This is a genomic window from Pedobacter sp. AK013, assembly GCF_014205835.1.
In the GTDB taxonomy this organism is placed as follows: Bacteria; Bacteroidota; Bacteroidia; order Sphingobacteriales; family Sphingobacteriaceae; genus Pedobacter.
Map to the genome: position 1 here is coordinate 100,592 of NZ_JACHCQ010000010.1, position 18,211 is coordinate 118,802.

Consider the following 18,211-nt stretch of genomic DNA (forward strand, 5'->3'; position numbering starts at 1 on the left):
TTCAGATACTTATCACGCCATCATGAACAAAAAAATACAATTTTATTTAATCTGATATGTTTCTGCTAAATTATGAATCAACGAGCCTCTACCAGATTGATTGTAATTAGCACTTCAAAATAATTACCTTTCGGTCCGGAAGAGATCTCTGCCTTGTCTGCATAGGTATGAAGCAATCTTTGCCGGATATTTTCAAGGCCCGTATGGAAACCTGTATCGTTAAGGCCTGTATTAATCAGGTTGCTTGTTTGAATGCTAAACAGCCCTTTCTGCAGTTTTACTATAATCTTTCCAGGGTCTTCTGGTTGGCTCAGGTTACCATGTTTAACCATATTTTCGATTAGGGTAAGTAAAAGTAATGGAATTACCTCGGTCGATTCGGTTTTCCGGTCATAACTAAAATCTATAAATAAGTCGGGCTGCTTTATTCTGCTAAGCAGAAGAAGGTTTTCGACTTGGCGGATCTCTGCTTCCAGAGGCATAATTTCCGGACCATGTTCACATTCCAGCGCGTAACGCATCAGTTTTGAAAGGTATCTCACGGCTTCTGCAGCCCGGGGTTCACTTTTATGTGTACTGTTATATATGTAGGTTAAGGTATTAAACATGAAATGAGGATTAATTTGTGCTTTGAGGTAGGCATTTTTAGCATTAGCCAGTTCAAGTGTTGTTTGCTTTTGCTTCAACATTTCTTCAATGGCTTCTTTTTCCAACTCTACTGTTCGATGTTTCTGCTGGATATAACTTTTAATAAAATAATAAGCTGTTGAAAAGAGCAGGAAATAAATTCCCCGCCATACTGTTAAAAACATATGCTTCCAGTCTATAACCGGATGTTTACCAATAGAAAGTATCATGGTTTTTGAAAAGAAACGATCTGCAAGGTATGCGATAACAGTATGCAAACATAATTCAAGTAATGTAAATATAACTATGCTTAAATAAGCAGGTTTTTGCGGTTTCAGACCTCTTGTCAGTACCAGTTCAGCATGAATATAAAAGAGTGTTATATTGATGATGTAATGAATGAAGTAGTTTAATATATCGGCGTTTATATCAAGGATCAGCGAAACAATTACATGTTCATAAAGAATAAAGATAGCCCATGCAATAATATGCCAACGGTAATTTTTTAACCAGTTTTTCATTTTGTTTTTGAGTTAAAATTTGGTTTCACAACAGTCAATAATTGCTTTGCGTAATGTAGTCTTTTAGGGATTTCGATGGCGCTAATTTTCGTTTATGAAAAGAATTATAGACTTAAAATCGACCCGGAAAACTGTATTTGTTTTCCGCTCACAAAGGGCGGCTGATATGCGCTCTCAAAAAACTGATCCAACAACTAGTACAGTTACAGCGATTACAACATTAACAACCCAATCAGGTTTGCAAGGGTCAATCCCTTAGTCGTTTTGAGACAAGGGTTTGGCTTTCTATATAATCCATAAAGGCCGCTTTGTATTGTGGGGTCATGAGCACTTCGTACTTTCCAAGATCGATTTTATGCCCATTAATTTCCTTTACAAAGGTGGTGTTAATCATGTATGATTTGTGAACGCGATAGAAGTGTTCATTTTCCCGGAGTTTTTCTTCCATTTCCTTAATGGTCATGTATACCGAATAATCATTTGTTGGCGTGTAAATGTGCACATGGTTATTTGAGCCCTGGAGATAAATGATGTCTTTTTTGAGTACTTTGGTCAGTCTGCCGCGTTCGCCGTTTGTGCGTAAGAAGAATGCTTCTTCATTTTCTTGAACAAGACGCTGGGTATCATAATACTCGGAAAGGACCTCGTTAACCACTTCTGCAAAATCTCCCATGTTGAAAGGTTTTAACAGATAATGTTTTGCCCTCACTTTGAAGGCATCTAGCGCAAATTCTGGATAGGAGGTAGTGAAAATAATGTTATGCGATTTGTGCTTGAGATTATCAGCGAGCCGTAGGCCAGACATTGCTGGCATATCGATATCCAAAAAGATTAGCTGTTTATTGCTTTCAGTACTAATTTCGCTTAGGGCTTCTATCGGTTTTGTGAAGGTGCGGTGGATTTTTAATCTTGGCATTTCCGCAATATGGTCTTGTAAAATATTAATTGCGGTAGGATCATCATCAATGATGATACATGAGATTGAGTTTTTCATTTAGATAGATTTAAGTAGATAAAGGCAATTTAATAAATTTATTCTTAAAAGGAATAGTGAAAAAGATTAAGAATGTGATAGTTAACTAATTTAATGTTAGCCAATAACTGGCTAACATTAAATTAATAGTTGTTCATTACCGTTTTAGCGCCAAACTGTATTTGGAGCTCTTTCTGAAAAGCTTAGTTTTTTAGAAAAACAATAGAGGGGCAATGATGGAATATGGATATTATTCCTGGCTTGACCAGCAATCGTAATGCCGCTTTTGGTTGCATTAAGATTAGCTTCTTTAAGTATTGCTTGGATTCGCGGCTACGTTTTAAAAAGGATTGCTCTAAACAATTTGTTATTAAAAGGGTTAGAATTTTTCAAATATGTTGCAAGAAATAACAGGGCATAAGTTAGGATTTTCATAGCGCATAGTGGCAAAATTTTTTAACATAGTACAGGATTTCCTAATTCTTCCGTGATGTTTCACCGTCGGCAGTCGATTTTTTGGAACCAGCTATTGATAGAAGGAGTGATGCCTGATAGAAAAAGAAAACTTTGCGAAAATCAGCAGAGCGGATTAGAAGGATTGAATATATTTTGCGTTAACACTTAGCATGCCAATAAGATCATTAGGCATTCCTGTTATATGTTTTTCTCCGCTTTTGATGATTTTATTTTAATGGTTTACGCTGTGTAATTTGTTATTTCCTCCTTTAATTGCCTATAGTCTTCATATTTGCTACTATGGTATTATTGTTAAGACTTATACTATTCAAGCCCAGCGTTAAAGTCTATTCCAAAATTAAAATCAAGAAGTGCTGTTGGATGGATTTTTAAACCTATTGCCAATCTCATTATTGTAATAAAACTTGGGCTGGTTTCTCCATTTTCATATTTAATAATATCTCCGGTATTAACTCCACTTCTCTTATAAAATTCGCGATAAGAAAGTTTCTGTTTCTCCTTTAACGATTTTAAATGCTGACCGAATTTTTTCAGAATTATTTTTTCTTTCTCACTAATCATTTCATTGCTAATAAAAATATAATTGGCAATGTCTTTTATATTTTATTTTAAATCGTCATGTAATTACTTGACAATAGGCTTTTTTTTATCTACATTTACGTAATAAAAAAATAAAACCAGTAAGGTAAAATTAAGAGTCTTGCAACCTCAAATCTCACGCCGTTGGAGCAAGACAGCAGATTTTATCCCATTTCTTATAGCGGAATTGCTATCTTTAGCTTTCCAAAATAAGAGTGGGCTTCTGCTGTAATTCCATTTCAACGTAAGGCGTGAGAAACATTATGAGGTTATGGTTTGGGAAGCCCACTTTTCTCTCCGCCAAGACTTATACCTGTAGTATCTTTGTCTTCATATCAGATTTTTCTTTGTTGTTTCGAAGCTGGATCGCTGTCTTCTAATCTCCTCGCATCTGAGCCAGATTTTCCATTTTACTAAAATCAGTTTGGTACATAACATAATTGACAGATTGTTCTTTTCCCTAATCTGTTTCAAGAGCAAAGAAATTCATCTTTTAAACTTTATCAAGTTGCTGGTAGGGCAACCTCTAGCAGCCTCTTTATTTTTTGTTTTAAGGGAATAAAAGGCTCAGATCTGTTATATTTGAGCCATGAAATAAAAATTAATTACATATTGATATTGTAGCAATAGCTATTTTACTGTTTTAGAAAACCGCAAAACTTCAAAAGACACAGGAAAAAATAGATGGTTGCCTACGCTATGCGTGGGTGCCTGTTTATCTTGTGTCTGGGCATTTTGCGGTGCCTCTAAAGCGGATATCGGGTTAACCCACGCTTTTTATGGATAGTTTTTCCCAGTCAAATCATTTTCTCGTCAATCTGCCAATCGCAGAACTTCCACTATCAGAAAATTTTAAGCTTAGAAGTAAACTAATGGGTTTTTTTACACTTCAGGATATTATTGGAACCCAACAAAAAGAATTACATGAACGGGATGATTATTCAGAACACTGGTATTTTGAATTTGTAGATTTTTTACGAAGGAAGGATTTGTTAAATCTTCTCGGTTAGTATTTGTCTTGGGCAATGCCCAACATGACAACGATTTTTTCGATCACTTTTTGAACATCGATTCCAACATTTGCGTAGTATGCATTTTTAAAGCTTTTTTCTGATATGATATCTCTTTCTGTAGTGCTATAATGCTTCGTAACATATTGATGCAATGCCTTGGGGCTGTGAGTTGTGATGATGCCAGCCTCAACTTGTAGGTGGATGAATATTGCAAGCTGCCTAACGGTGAATGTTACTTTAAAATTGCTGTCTAAAATACCACCACAACTTAGGTCTTCGGCTATCGCATCTATTGTTTTGAGATAGCTGATTTCGCTTTTGATATACCTCAATAGCGATTCATCAATATTGGGCAAATTTCCATTATATGATATACTTATGGTTTTAAAAACCTGCTCAATTAACTTTTTAAAGAAATGAATTAATCTATATTGCTCGCTGATGTTTTCGCACTTTTGAAGTTCATGATTAAAGTGGCAGCAACAGGAATGATAAAAAGATGGGTGATTAAAATTTAGGGAGACTAGCAGCAGGATAATCTCTTGCACATCTAAAGGAGGAACAAATTTGTTTAATGCTATTTTAAGCGATTCAAAAAAGTCATGTAGATATATAGCCTTTTCGAAAGTGAAGCGGCCACTGACGCCATTTAAGTGCTCGAAGATATGTTTGAAAATGACAACAGTCTCATTATCGGCTTGCAGTTCTTCAAGTTTTTTTAGGATCAGAATGGAATTTTCTGCAACATTCAATAATATTTGTTTTTGAGTAATGATAGAAACAGGGCAATCATAGTCAAAATAATATGGTAAATGCTGTTGAAGATCCAAAACCATCTGGTTGAGTAGATTTGCTACGCCGCTTATTTCTTCGTTTTTGCCTTTTTGACCAGCATTATGGTTATCATTATTCACCATTAGTGCTAACTCATCTATTAATTGCGTCAACCCTCTTTGATATTGCCTTACGTAAGCCTTTGATCTCTTAGGTGCTATTTGCGCAACATTACACAGAATGGAACTGATTATCTGATTACTTTCCTTTATAATTTCATCTTGCAGTTCCTTACGCGGCCGCTGATGTGCCGCTTCTACTTTAATGGCATCTAAAATTATTTTCCTGAAGCTGATAAGTTCAAATGTCATTTTGCTTAGTAGCCAATTGCTTAATTCTAAGTTTTTTTATTTTCTTTTTTTGTGTTAACGTGGTAAAACTGACCGTTAACGTGGTGAAACTTAATTTCTGCATTTTTTTTGGCTGAGATTAGCATATTATTCCGGTTTTAATGGTTGCGCTATTCGATAATATATCAGGGCAATTTGTATTTATTTAGATCAGTCCGGATATCGGCGATCATACACATGAATGCAAATATTATGGGAAGGAGCTATAGCTGCAAGAATTTAAGGAAGTGGAAAGGCGAAGCGAATTATCTAAAATGCAGATGCTTTTAATGCGGGCATTTAGTTAGATAAAGAATGACCAGAAAAACAGAAGGCATTACCACATTTTCTTATTGCATTTTACCTTGAGGTTAAATATCTGTCATTGTAGGTGGTTTTCGATTGCGCGGGAGGTTTGCTTTACCTCGGCTATGCTTAGAGATAGGTGATGACTTTTTCTATTTAATTTATAGTTCTCTAGGAGATATCTCTTCTATTTTTATTAGTATTTAGTCATTTGCCATTATTTGAGCTTATTATACATTGACTATCTACAAGAATATACAAATTAACTGTACTTCCATAACTGTTTAAACCGATTAATTGCTAAAATTGTGCCTATGCTCAACAATTAATCGGTTTAAATAATTTTTAGAATTAACTTACTCTTCCTGGATATTGTTTCAATGCTACTTCCAGGCAATCCATAGCTGCATTTAAATCGTCGGTATTTAATACGTACGCCATACGAACCTCGTTTTTACCAGAACCAGGGGTAGAATAGAACCCGGTTGCAGGCGCCATCATTACCGTTTGGTTATTATGGTTAAAGTCCTCTAAAATCCACTGACAGAATTTATCGGCGTCATCGATAGGAAATTTTGCCACTACATAAAATGCGCCACCTGGATTAGGACAGAAAACACCTTCAATATTATTTAACCGACCAACCAAAGTATCACGGCGTAAAGTATATTCGGTATTTACTTTTTCAAAATAACTATCTGGCGTATCTACAGCTGCTGCACCGGCAATCTGTTCAACCATACCCGGACTTAATCTTGCCTGTGCAAATTTTAATCCTGATGCAATAACGTCTTTGTTTTTGGTAATCAAACAGCCTAAACGTGCCCCACAAGCGCTGTAACGTTTAGAAACGGTATCCATAATAACAACATTTTCATCTAAACCGTCTAAGTGCATAGGTGAGATAAATTCCCTTCCATCATAACAGAATTCGCGGTAGGCCTCATCAGAGAATAAAAATAGATCGTATTTAACACAAAGTGTTTTTAAAGCCTCTAATTCTGCTTTTGAATATAAATAACCTGTAGGATTATTGGGGTTACAGATAATAATTGCCTTGGTTTTTTCAGTAATCAATTTTTCGAATTCGGCAATCGGTGGTAAAGCAAAACCATTTTCAATGTAAGAAAGTATTGGTTTTACAACCACATTGCTCATACAGGCAAAGCCATTGTAATTGGCATAAAAAGGTTCTGGAATGATAATTTCATCGCCTTCATTTACACAGGTTTGCATGGCAATGGTAATGGCCTCAGAGCCACCAACAGTTACCAATATATTTTCTGGCGTAATATTGTAGCCTAGTTTATTGTAGTATTCGGTAAGTTTTAAACGGTAAGCAAGTGTACCTTCAGATGGAGTATAGGCCCAAACATTAAAATCAATGTTTTTGATGGCGTTTAACATTCCCTCAGGTGTTTCGATATCTGGTTGACCAATATTGAGATGGAAAACTTTTTTACCATCTTTTTTAGCTTGATCTGCAAATGGAGTTAACTTTCTGATTGGCGATGCAGGCATCTGCACACCTTTTTGTGAAATTTTTGGCATGGCACAAAAATAAAAAAGTCCCGATGAAAATCGGGACTTTTTAAATATTATCGTTTAAAAAATTATTTTGAAGCTGCTGCAACCGTTTCGCCTTTAATGTAAAGCACTTTAATAGGTGTTTTGGCATTTGAAGTAATGGTTACGGCTTTCGAAAAAGTAGAAGGACCAGCAGCAGCGTTAAACGTTACCGAAATTACACCGGTTTCGCCTTTTTTTAATGGAGTAGAAGTGTATTTAGGTACTGTACATCCACAGCTTGCTTCCGCTTTGGTGATAATTAAAGGCTCTTCGCCAATATTAGTGTATTTAAAATCGTAAGTTACTGGTTTGTTCAAAACAATTTTACCGAAATCGTGGGTTTCCGATTCGAATTTAAACTCTGCAGGTTTAGTTTGTGCATTTACAGCAACACTTAAACCCAAAACAAAAGCGAATAATACTAAGATCTTTTTCATGTTATGTGGTTGTAATTTATTTTTTAAAATTCTAAAACAAATTTAATATTTTCATTTTAAAACAAAAACTATTCCAAATATATTTTGCAAATCGATATATAATTTTACAATGGAGGATAAAGGCAAACTTTTAATTTTGTATATATTTGCCGCAACCAATCTTTGATTACTATGCCGAATGAAAAATTGATGACCAACACTATTGATGCTTCCGAACTCAGTTTTAACGATTTTAAATCTATCGTCATAAACGACTATAAAATAGCCTTTGAAAGTAGGCAGGCCAGTATTTTAGGCCGTAGAGAAGTATTAACAGGGAAGGCTAAATTTGGTATTTTTGGTGATGGTAAAGAGGTGCCCCAGGTGGCCATGGCCAAAGCTTTTAAAAACGGCGATTGGCGCTCGGGTTATTACCGCGATCAAACTTTTGCTTTTGCAACAGGCATTTCCACTATTAAAGAATTTTTTGCACAGCTTTATGCCAATCCAACTGATGGAGCCGATCCATTTTCGGGTGGGAGGCAAATGAACTGTCATTTTGCAACAAAATCTGTTAATGAAGATGGCAGCTGGAACGATTTAACGCAGATAAAAAACTGCTCATCAGATATTTCTCCAACAGGTGGGCAGATGGCCCGTTTGGTAGGTTTAGCTTATGCTTCTAAATTATTCAGGCAAAATAAAGAACTCGATTACTTAAAACACTTTTCTGTAAACGGAAATGAGGTAGCTTTTGGTACTATTGGTAACGCATCAACTTCGGAAGGGGTGTTTTTTGAAGCCATTAATGCTGCAGGTGTTTTGCAGATACCCATGGCCATTTCTATTTGGGATGATGCTTACGGCATTTCAGTCCCGGCAAAATATCAAACTACGAAAGAAGACATCTCAGAAGTTTTAAAAGGTTTTCAACGTGATGCTGATCAGCCGGGATATGAAATTTATAAAGTAAAGGGCTGGGATTATCCTGCTTTATGCGAGGTATACGAAAAAGCAATAAATGTTTGTAGAGAAGAACATGTACCTGTTTTAATTCACGTTACCGAACTTACTCAGCCCCAAGGGCATTCCACCTCTGGCTCGCACGAAAGGTACAAATCAAAAGACCGCTTATCTTGGGAAAATGAGCATGATTGTATCCTGAAAATGCGTGCCTGGATGCTCGATTCAGCGATAACAACCGAAGAAGAAATTGCCACGGTTGAAAAAGATGCAAAGGTTTATGTGCGCAACGCACAAAAAGAAGCCTGGAATGAGTTTTTGGATAGTATTAAACCAGAACAAAAACAAGTTGTTGATTTAATTAGTGGTATCGCTAAACATCAACCCGAACTGGCTAAAATTGCGGCAAATCTGGCTTCAACTGCCGATGCACAACGCCGGGAAGTATATACCGCTGCACGAAAAGCAATACGTTTATCGGCTGGTTTTAGCTCTCCAGAGCGCAATGAGCTATTAGCATGGTATAAACAACAAGATAGGTTTAATTACGACCGTTACAACTCTAAACTGCATACAGACGGTAAAGAAAGCCCAGATATGATTGCAGTGGTTAATGCTGTATATGATGAGCAATCGAAAATGGTTGACGGTAGGGAAGTGCTTAATGCCTGCTTTAATGAAAACTTTGCGCGCGATCCGCGTTTGGTTGCTTTTGGAGAAGACTTAGGGAATATTGGTGATGTCAATCAAGGTTTTGCAGGTTTGCAGGCCAAATATGGTGAATTAAGAATTACCGATACCGGAATTAGAGAAATGACCATTATGGGGCAAGGTATAGGCTTAGCTATGAGGGGCTTAAAGCCAATTGCCGAAATACAATATCTTGATTATTTAATTTTTGCACTAAATGTACTTAGCGACGATTTAGCGTCGCTTTCCTATCGCACCAAAGGGATTCAGAAAGCACCGGTTATTGTACGTACCCGTGGTCATCGATTGGAAGGAATCTGGCACTCAGGGTCGCCAATCAGTATGATTTTAGGCACTTTAAGAGGAATGCATTTATGCGTGCCAAGAAATATGACCCAGGCTGCCGGTATGTACAACACCCTCTTTAGGGCTGATGAACCTGCAATAGTAATTGAGTGTTTAAACGGTTATAGGCTTAAAGAAAAACTACCAAGTAATGTTGGCGATTTTACTGTTCCGTTAGGCAAAGCAGAGGTTTTAGAAGAAGGAACAGACATTACCGTAATATCCTATGGTTCTTCTTTAAGAATTGTTCAGGAGGCAGCAGAGGAGTTGAGCTTATTGGGTATTTCTGTAGAAATTATAGATCCACAAACGCTTTTGCCTTTCGATACTACGCAAGTTTGTGTAAACTCTCTTGCCAAAACAAGTAAATTATTGGTAGTAGATGAGGATGTTCCAGGAGGTGCATCTGCATATATCCTGCAAAAGGTACTGGAAGAACAAAAAGGTTATTTCCATTTAGATGGTCAGCCGAAAACATTGTCGGCTAAAGCGCATCGTCCGCCATTTGGATCAGACGGCGATTATTTCAGTAAACCATCAGTTGATGATGTAATCGAAACCATTTACCAGATGATGCATGATGCAAACCCAGCCAAATACCCTTCGCTTTTTTAATTAAGTAATTAACAGTCTGAATAATTTAAAAGGTTTACAATCAGTTTCTTATTTTGTTTATGCTTAAATGATTTGAGATTTTGATGAAAATGTAAAAAACTGGTTACCTATTAATCGGTTTTTTATTTACTTTTATAAACCAAACACTATTTTGTTATTTCAGAATGTTTTATCTCATCCCCGGCATAAAACGCTGTATTTTTCAAGATTTTTCGTGGTATTTTCCGATAAAAATAAGTTATTAGTTTGGTCTGAAAATGAAGCGCTATCTTGTAAATGCTCAGTTAGTTAGTAAAGCATGTTTTTTAAAAAAAGGCATGTTGTTGCTCTTTTTTTCATTTTTATACACAGCTGGCTTTAGCCAGATTGGTGCACCGCAGAAGAAACTTGATAGCCTTTTAAGTTTAAATTTAAAAAATCTAAAATCAGATTCCACTAAAATCAAAATATTGACGGAGGTTTACCGTCAATACATGCGGATGAAAAATGTAGAGAAAGCAGAAGAATATGTGGATAAAACCATTGAGCTTTCGCATGAGAAAAATCTGAAAAAATTCTCTGCCATGGCTTATTACCGAAGGGGTTTAATGTATCATGGAAGGTCTGATTATCAAAAGGCTGAAGAAAACTATAATTATGCAGTTAATGAGTTTTCTGCAATAGGAAATTTGGATATGGTGGCTGGTACTTACCTCAATCTGGGCGCTTTATATAGCAGCATTCCTGATTATGTAAAATCACTGGATGTTAACCAAAAGGCTATAGCTATCTACGAAAAAATGGGCAATGAAACCGATATGGCCAGTTGTTATACCAATATTTCTACTATTTACCAAAGTTTGGGCAATCAGAGTCAGGCATTGGTTTACATGAACTTGGCGCTAAAAGTATTTGCTAAAGATGGCGAAAATACAAGAGGTGTAGCCGTTGTTTATGGCCTGATCGGAACCAATTATTTCGAAGCTTCAGATCGTGAATTAACGGAGATGGATGTAATGCCCAACCAGAAAATAAAACTGGCCTTAACATATTACAACAAGTCGTTGAAGGTGTCAGAAGCTATTGGAGATATAGGCTTAATCGCTACAGTTAAACGAGATCTTGCCGATTTGTACGCTTCAATAGGACAAAAGGATGCGGCGTTAAAATCGTATCAAAAATCGGTTGAGTTAAATAAAACAGGAGAAGATAAGGAAGCTTATGCCGCAAGTTTATATGCTTTGGGAAACTTTTACCAAAAGGAAAATGATTTTGAACATGCAATCATATTACTCAATAATAGTTTAAAAATTGCAGAAGATAACAGACTACTAGATATTGAAAAACAATCTTCTTTAGGACTAAGTGCCGTATATGAAAAACAAAAAGATTACAACAAATCTTTAGCCTACTACAGGCAGTATATTGCTGTTAGAGATAAAATTTTCGATCAGGAGAAAGAAAAAGAAATTACCAGAAGGCAAATGCAGCTCGATTTTGGCATTAAGGAGCGCAACTATTTATTGAAACAAAAACTTACAGAAGCTGAGTTAAAAAGACAACAGCAAGAACTTGCGCTAAAGAGGCAACAGTTAGTGTTGAGTGATAAAGAAAAAGCATTGGATCTGTTAACTTTTCAAAAAGCAAAAGCCGATCTCGATATTCAGCGTTTGGCGCAGGATAGCAAATTTGCTAATGCTAAGTTTGCGGCACAGTTAGCGGCCGGAATAAAGGATAAACAGATTAGTAAACAGGTACAGCAGATTAAATTTGATGAACGTGTTAAATTATTCCTTACCATAGCTGCAACACTTATTCTGATTATTGCCATTGTTATATTTTTTAACCAGCGGAAAACAACCAGGCTGAATAAGATTATCAATACGCAAAAACGGGAATTAGAGCAGTTAAGTAAAGTTAAAGATCGTATTTTTAGTGTAGTAAGCCACGATATGCGTACGCCTGTTAATTCATTAATTTCCTTTATGCAGTTGTTAGAAGGTGGAAATATTGAGCAAGAGAAATTAAACAGATATGCTGCCTCACTAAAAAATAATCTCACTTATACCTCCACAATGATGGAGAACCTTCTCAATTGGGCAGCCAGCCAGATGCAGGGTTTTAACCCGTATTTAGAATCATTGGACGTTCATGAGCTGATTAATGATGTTATTCTTTCTTTGCACGATAACGCTAATCAAAAGCATTTGGCTATTCAGAATTTAGTGCCGGCCAAAACATTTTGTAAAGCAGATTCGAACATGTTCATATTGGTTATCCGCAATATCATCAGTAACGCAATTAAATTTACGCCAAATGGTGGTACCATCACCGCCAGCGCTCTTTCTATTGGAAGTACAGTGGAAATTAAAGTTTCAGATACTGGCGTCGGTTTAACACCTGTACAGGTAGAACATTTTAATAAGCCAGGTTATTTAGGTGCGGGTATGAGCACCTTGGGCACAAATAAAGAAAAAGGTACTGGTTTAGGTTTATTGCTCTGTAGAACTTTTATTAGCTTAATGAATGGCAAAATCAGCGCCGATACTATTCCTACAGGTGGAAGTTATTTTAAAATAATTTTGCAGAAATAACTTATTTTAAAAATCTCGACAGAATTTTCTTATCAATAGATTTTTCCAGTAATTCTTGCCTGTTGGCGGCACTTATTGGAACCAGAAAATTATGATCTAAATGAACCTCGTGATTGGTTAAGGTTGCAATATGGTTAATATTAATGATGTATTGTTTGTGAACTCTTGAAAAGATTTTCGAAGGCAATTGTTTTTCTAAATTTTTTAGGCTTACCAAAATAACATGTTTATCACCACTGGTAAACAGCTTTGAAAAATCGCCCATGCTTTCAATATAAATTACATCATTATATTTCAGCTTGGTTATGCCTTTTGTTTCCCTAAAAAAGAAATAATCATCGTCTTTTTTATCGTAATCGTTTAAATTTTCAGCAGGAAGTTTATTTACTTGCTTCCTCAACTCAATATATTCGATTGCTTTATTGGTAGCTTTTAATATGCGCTCGAATGTTGCAGGTTTAACAATAAAATCAAGTGCATCCAGGTTAAAGCTTTCTGCCGCGTACTCGCTAAATGATGTGATAAATATAAATAACGGCTGTTTTTTTAGGCTCTTTAATAAATCCATACCTGAAAGCTCTGGCATATCAATATCGGAATAAACAATATCCACTGAAGTGGTTGATAAAATTTGCGAAGCTTCTATCCCGTTACTACAAACAGCAATAATATTTAATGATGGGATTTTTTTAAGATGCATTTCTATGGCATCTCTTTCAATTTCATTATCATCAACAATTAGGCAGCTGTACGTCATTTAGATATAGGATATATAATTTATTTACAGAACAGGTATTTTTAGTTAAAATTACGCTAAAGTATAGATTATAATACAGTCTAGCTATCGTTCTATCGATAACGCAAAGTTAAATTTATTTTTGGTGTTTCTTTTCTCCAGTGTATAATTTCTCTCCAGCTTTTACGGCCAATTGCAGGTCGTTTTCTTCTGGAGGGACTGGGCAACGGTATCCGTCGCTATAGGCACAATAAGGATTGTAGGCTTTATTAAAATCGATTTCGATACGATTATCTACGATTTCTTTTGCATCCAGATCAATGTACCTGCCTCCTCCATAAGTTTCCTTATTGTTGGTTTCATCAGTAAAAGGCAGAAAGAGGTAGTCTTTATAAACCGGATTGGTTGATAAAGAAACACTTTTATATAAAGTCATCTGATTTTTTTTGCCGTTGAGAACAAAGTTTACATGCGCATATTTATAGTAATCGCTGCTAGAACCGTTAAAAGTGGGCATTTTGAAAACCCTTTCATTCTTCAGTATTTCTACATCGGCTAAGATTTTATACGCACTGTCTGCCTCATAAAAATGAAGGTTTTGCAGGTCATTTTTTTTGAGTGGTGAGTGCTCATCTTTAATGAAATCCTGTTTATAGGTTTCACGATGTTTTGAGATCTGTTCAGCATAACTTTGTGCAAAGCTATCCACGCTGATCAATAGCAATAAGAAGGTGATGATTCTCATAAAAAAATTAAATAATACTTGCTTTGTTTCTTAAAAACTGATCGGCTAAAACCAGTGCAGCCATCGCTTCAACAATTACTACTGCTCTGGGTACCACACAAGGATCGTGGCGGCCTTTACCTTTAATCTCTGAAGCTTCACCAGCAGCATTGATGGTTTGTTGGTTATGCATAATGGTTGCTACAGGTTTAAATGCCACTTTAAAGGTAATGTCCATTCCGTTAGAAATGCCACCTAAAATACCCCCAGCATAGTTGGTTGTAGTTTTAAAAACTTTCGAATCGGCAGCTTTTGGCTGAGGGATATCATTGTGCTGCGATCCTCTTAATTCGCTTCCGGCAAAGCCAGAGCCATATTCGAAACCATGAACGGCATTAATGCTGAGCATGGCTTTGCCTAAATCGGCATGCAATTTATCAAAAACAGGCTCACCTAAGCCGGCAGGGCAGCCTTTTACGATGCAGCCTATTTTTCCACCAACGGTATCGCCATCTTTTCTAACAGAATCTATGAACTCAACCATTTCATGTGCAGTTGCAGGATCAGCACAACGTACAATATTTTCTTCTCTAATTTGCAATAAAGCAGATAGATCATTACTTTCTAAATTAGGAGCTTCTATAGTACCTACCGAAGTTACATGTGCAAAAATTTCAATGCCCTGTTGCTTCAAAAACAGCTTTGCAATTGCACCAGCCGCAACACGGGCAGCAGTTTCGCGGGCAGAAGAGCGGCCTCCGCCGCGGTGATCGCGGATACCATATTTTGCATCATAAACATAATCGGCATGGCTAGGGCGGTAAACATCCACATTATGACCGTAATCTTTTGAACGTTGATCCTCGTTCGGAATTAAAAGTGCAATTGGCGTACCCGTACTTTTTCCTTCAAATACACCCGATAAAATCTGAACAGTATCGCTTTCTTTTCTTTGAGTGGTGATTTTGGATTGACCCGGTTTACGCTTGTCAAGTTCTGATTGGATAAAATCCATATCGATATCCAATTGCGCCGGACAGCCGTCAATAATTACCCCAATGGCTACGCCATGAGATTCGCCAAAGGTTGTGATGCGAAATAGTTGTCCGAATGAGTTGCCTGCCATATTTGTTTAGATGTGAGAAGCTAGATATGAGATTTGAGTAGTATTCTGTTTATCATATCTGAACTTCATTGTTTTTAGATGTTAGATTATTATTGTTGTTTTATTTCTTGAGTCTCACTGCTAGTGCCTCAAATCTCATATCTCAAATCTCGTGTCTCATATCTCTCTCACCTCAAATCCCGCTTTTTTCAAATCTTCCCAATAATACGGATAAGATTTTTCTACTACCTGCATTTCTTCAATTTCAACTTCATTTATCAATAAGGCAAGTGGTGCAAAAGCCATGGCCATACGGTGGTCCTCGTAGGTTGCGAAAGTAACTTTATCCGGAAAATGAAGGTTATCTGTGTTTAAAGTATATACCAGATTATCTTCTGTAAAAGTAACGCCTATTTTAGCCAATTCGTTCTGAAGGGCTGCAATGCGATCTGTTTCTTTGATTTTTAAAGTTTCTAAGCCTGTAAAAGCCATGTTTTTGCCCAATGCTGCTGCAATAACTACAATGGTTTGCGCTAAATCCGGACAGGTTTTTAAGTCTAGAACTTCTTTTGTATCTAAGGAAAGACCTAGGTTGCTAATGGCAATTCCATTATTGGTTTTACTGGTAGCGATACCGAAAATCTTCATGATATTTTTGATCTGGCTATCGCCCTGCAAACTTTTTTCTTTTAAAGCAGGTAAACTAATTTCTGCTTCATCAGCTAATGCTGCAATACTATACCAATACGATGCTGCACTCCAGTCGGGCTCAACAACCAAAGTACCAGGTTTAAATACCTGTGGTTTGATGGAGATTGAATTTCCGCTCCAGGAATGCGCAATGCCAACTTCAGCCAACATATCTAAAGTCATATCTACATATGGTTTAGAGGTAAGCTCACCTTCAATTTCCAAAGTTAAACCCTGAGGTAGGATAGGGGCAATCATCAGCAGAGCTGAAATATATTGACTACTGATATCGCCTTTAATTTTAACTTCAGCAGTTTTTTGATTTAAAGGGCCAACAATATTCAATGGAGGGAAACCTTCTGCTTCTGCATAAGAAATATCAGCGCCGATGGTTTTTAAAGCCTCTACCAAAATACCAATAGGGCGCTGTTTCATCCGTTCGGTCCCGGTAAGCAAGAAATTGCCATTTTTAGCCGAAAGATAAGCTGATAAGAAACGCATAGCGGTTCCGGCAGGGCCAACATCAACCAGTTCGGAGTTTGCAGTTTTCAGTTTGGCGTCTCCCAACTCACTACCCTCAACTCCCAACTTATTCAGGATGCCATTTAGTGTTACTGTATCGGCAGCGTTAGAAAGGTTTTCAACTTTAACCAGTTTTTTGCTTAAAGCGCTAATAATTAAGGCCCTGTTGCATTCGCTTTTCGAGCCAGTTAATTGGATTTCCGTATTAATATTCTTGGTTCCTTTAAAAGAAACTAAGGCGTTTTTCGACATTTTTATTCTGTTTTATGCTCAAATGTAAGTGTCAGATGGAAACATCTGACACCACATTATATTTGTTTTAATATCATGTTGAGTTGTCGAATTAACATAAATCTTTCGACGGACTCAGGATAACAATACTGGTAAACTTAGCTTTGAGCTTTAGTCTTTCAGCTTTAATCTCAACTACGCTTTAACCTCAGTATGTTGCTCTGCAGCAATGCCTTGCTCAGCTTTACCAGCATTCATAATTTCAGTTTGTTTACGTATTGACTCACCGTGTACCAATTCTAAGAATTTTTCGGTAAAGTTTAAGTCTAATTTTAGTGCTTTAGCAAATGCCTGGCCTTTTTGGATGATGGCATCCCAACGGTTAACCTGTAAAATAGTTACCTGGTTATCGCGTTTAAATTCACCAATTTTAGCAACAATAGCCATACGCTCACCTAATTTCTGTAATAAGATATCGTCAATTTTATCAATTGATTTACGTAATTCAGCTAATTTATCTGCCGAAGCTTCGTTTGGTGCTTCTGGTTCGCGTACAGTTAAACGATCTACCAATTCTGCTAAAGCAGCAGGTGTAACTTGTTGTTTAGCGTCTGTCCATGCAACTGAAGGATCTACGTGAGATTCGATCATTAAACCCTGCATGTCTAAATCTAATGCTTTTTGAGAAATATAAGGGATTAATTCACGGTTACCGCAAATATGACTTGGGTCGTTAATGATCGGAAGCTCAGGGCATAAAGTTTTTAACTGGATAGCCATTTCCCACATTGGTTCATTACGGAAAGAACTTTTTTCGAATGAGGAGAAACCGCGGTGAATAGCGCCAATTTTAGTAATTCCTGCACCGTTGATACGCTCAATTGCACCAATCCATAACTGTAAATCAGGGTTAACCGGGTTCTTGATCAATACAGGAACATCATGGCCTTTTAAAGCATCAGCAATTTCTTGTACTGTGAATGGGTTTACTGTAGAGCGTGCACCAATCCAAAGGATATCTACACCAGCTGCTAAAGCCTCTTCAACGTGTTTTGCATTCGCAACCTCTACAGCTGTCGGTAAACCAGTTTCTGCTTTGGCGCGTTTTAACCACTCTAAACCGATACTTCCGATTCCTTCAAATTCTCCCGGACGGGTACGTGGTTTCCAGATACCAGCTCTCAATACGGATACTTTACCGGTAGCAGCCAATAAATGTGCTGTAGTTAATAATTGCTCTTCAGTTTCTGCGCTACAAGGACCAGAAATGATTAATGGCTCGTTGTTTACGTTTAACCAGGTGTTTAAAGGTTGAATGTTTAAATTAAGTTTCATGATGATGGGGTTGTTTAAAGTCCTTAGTCCGCAGTCGG

The 18,211-nt window shown here is 36.8% G+C and carries 13 protein-coding genes; 2 read left to right on the plus strand and 11 right to left on the minus strand.

Annotation, left to right across the window (positions count from 1 at the left end; all coding sequences use genetic code 11):
• Window positions 1-77 precede the first annotated feature (77 nt).
• From HDC90_RS09115 to HDC90_RS09140, 6 genes are all read right to left on the minus strand, one after another.
• Entirely contained in the window at window positions 78-1,148 is a 1,071-nt protein-coding gene (locus HDC90_RS09115; protein WP_184465648.1) for a sensor histidine kinase, read from the minus strand.
• Between the two features lie 247 nt (window positions 1,149-1,395).
• Window positions 1,396-2,142: a LytTR family DNA-binding domain-containing protein gene (locus HDC90_RS09120; protein WP_184465649.1), complete on the minus strand. Its 747-nt coding sequence runs from the start codon at window positions 2,140-2,142 to the stop codon at window positions 1,396-1,398.
• Between the two features lie 759 nt (window positions 2,143-2,901).
• Window positions 2,902-3,159 carry a helix-turn-helix domain-containing protein gene (locus HDC90_RS09125; RefSeq protein ID WP_184465650.1) on the minus strand — a complete coding sequence of 86 codons (258 nt, stop codon included), beginning with the start codon at window positions 3,157-3,159 and terminating at the stop codon, window positions 2,902-2,904.
• A 1,024-nt stretch (window positions 3,160-4,183) separates the two neighbouring features.
• The gene (locus HDC90_RS09130; protein WP_184465651.1) at window positions 4,184-5,335 is read right to left on the minus strand and encodes a hypothetical protein; all 1,152 of its coding nucleotides are present in this window, start codon (window positions 5,333-5,335) and stop codon (window positions 4,184-4,186) included.
• A gap of 675 nt (window positions 5,336-6,010) precedes the next feature.
• Complete coding sequence (locus HDC90_RS09135; RefSeq protein WP_184465652.1) at window positions 6,011-7,210, minus strand: pyridoxal phosphate-dependent aminotransferase; 1,200 nt, start codon at window positions 7,208-7,210, stop codon at window positions 6,011-6,013.
• Window positions 7,211-7,272: 62 nt separating this feature from the next.
• A complete protein-coding gene (locus HDC90_RS09140; RefSeq protein ID WP_167294985.1) occupies window positions 7,273-7,665 on the minus strand; it encodes a DUF1573 domain-containing protein in 393 nt (130 codons plus the stop codon).
• A 171-nt stretch (window positions 7,666-7,836) separates the two neighbouring features.
• Here HDC90_RS09140 and HDC90_RS09145 point away from each other — a divergent pair, with 171 nt between their 5' ends.
• Both HDC90_RS09145 and HDC90_RS09150 read left to right on the plus strand, forming a co-directional pair.
• Complete coding sequence (locus tag HDC90_RS09145) at window positions 7,837-10,257, plus strand: thiamine pyrophosphate-dependent enzyme (protein ID WP_184465653.1); 2,421 nt, start codon at window positions 7,837-7,839, stop codon at window positions 10,255-10,257.
• A gap of 257 nt (window positions 10,258-10,514) precedes the next feature.
• Window positions 10,515-12,830, plus strand: a complete 2,316-nt coding sequence (locus HDC90_RS09150; RefSeq protein WP_184465654.1) for a tetratricopeptide repeat protein — start codon at window positions 10,515-10,517, stop codon at window positions 12,828-12,830.
• Between the two features lies 1 nt (window position 12,831).
• On the opposite strand, the gene HDC90_RS09155 is transcribed toward HDC90_RS09150, so the two are convergent.
• From HDC90_RS09155 to HDC90_RS09175, 5 genes are all read right to left on the minus strand, one after another.
• On the minus strand, window positions 12,832-13,587 hold the full coding sequence (locus HDC90_RS09155; RefSeq protein WP_184465655.1) for a LytTR family DNA-binding domain-containing protein: 756 nt from the start codon (window positions 13,585-13,587) through the stop codon (window positions 12,832-12,834).
• A gap of 115 nt (window positions 13,588-13,702) precedes the next feature.
• Window positions 13,703-14,311, minus strand: coding sequence for a DUF1684 domain-containing protein (locus HDC90_RS09160; protein ID WP_184465656.1), 609 nt, complete (start codon window positions 14,309-14,311; stop codon window positions 13,703-13,705).
• A 7-nt stretch (window positions 14,312-14,318) separates the two neighbouring features.
• Window positions 14,319-15,416 (minus strand): chorismate synthase, encoded by a 1,098-nt coding sequence (gene aroC / locus HDC90_RS09165; RefSeq protein ID WP_184465657.1) that lies wholly within the window; start codon window positions 15,414-15,416, stop codon window positions 14,319-14,321.
• Window positions 15,417-15,572: 156 nt separating this feature from the next.
• Window positions 15,573-16,859, minus strand: a complete 1,287-nt coding sequence (aroA, locus tag HDC90_RS09170) for a 3-phosphoshikimate 1-carboxyvinyltransferase (protein ID WP_184465658.1) — start codon at window positions 16,857-16,859, stop codon at window positions 15,573-15,575.
• A gap of 174 nt (window positions 16,860-17,033) precedes the next feature.
• Window positions 17,034-18,173, minus strand: coding sequence for a chorismate mutase (locus HDC90_RS09175; RefSeq protein WP_184465659.1), 1,140 nt, complete (start codon window positions 18,171-18,173; stop codon window positions 17,034-17,036).
• Between the last annotated feature and the right edge of the window lie 38 nt (window positions 18,174-18,211).

Coding starts and splice junctions, on each gene's coding strand:
- HDC90_RS09115 (WP_184465648.1), bottom strand. CDS start 1,148: ATGAAAAACTGGTTAAAAAATTACCGTTGGCATATTATTGCATGGGCT.
- HDC90_RS09120 (WP_184465649.1), bottom strand. CDS start 2,142: ATGAAAAACTCAATCTCATGTATCATCATTGATGATGATCCTACCGCA.
- HDC90_RS09125 (WP_184465650.1), bottom strand. CDS start 3,159: ATGATTAGTGAGAAAGAAAAAATAATTCTGAAAAAATTCGGTCAGCAT.
- HDC90_RS09130 (WP_184465651.1), bottom strand. CDS start 5,335: ATGACATTTGAACTTATCAGCTTCAGGAAAATAATTTTAGATGCCATT.
- HDC90_RS09135 (WP_184465652.1), bottom strand. CDS start 7,210: ATGCCAAAAATTTCACAAAAAGGTGTGCAGATGCCTGCATCGCCAATC.
- HDC90_RS09140 (WP_167294985.1), bottom strand. CDS start 7,665: ATGAAAAAGATCTTAGTATTATTCGCTTTTGTTTTGGGTTTAAGTGTT.
- HDC90_RS09145 (WP_184465653.1), top strand. CDS start 7,837: ATGCCGAATGAAAAATTGATGACCAACACTATTGATGCTTCCGAACTC.
- HDC90_RS09150 (WP_184465654.1), top strand. CDS start 10,515: ATGAAGCGCTATCTTGTAAATGCTCAGTTAGTTAGTAAAGCATGTTTT.
- HDC90_RS09155 (WP_184465655.1), bottom strand. CDS start 13,587: ATGACGTACAGCTGCCTAATTGTTGATGATAATGAAATTGAAAGAGAT.
- HDC90_RS09160 (WP_184465656.1), bottom strand. CDS start 14,311: ATGAGAATCATCACCTTCTTATTGCTATTGATCAGCGTGGATAGCTTT.
- aroC (WP_184465657.1), bottom strand. CDS start 15,416: ATGGCAGGCAACTCATTCGGACAACTATTTCGCATCACAACCTTTGGC.
- aroA (WP_184465658.1), bottom strand. CDS start 16,859: ATGTCGAAAAACGCCTTAGTTTCTTTTAAAGGAACCAAGAATATTAAT.
- HDC90_RS09175 (WP_184465659.1), bottom strand. CDS start 18,173: ATGAAACTTAATTTAAACATTCAACCTTTAAACACCTGGTTAAACGTA.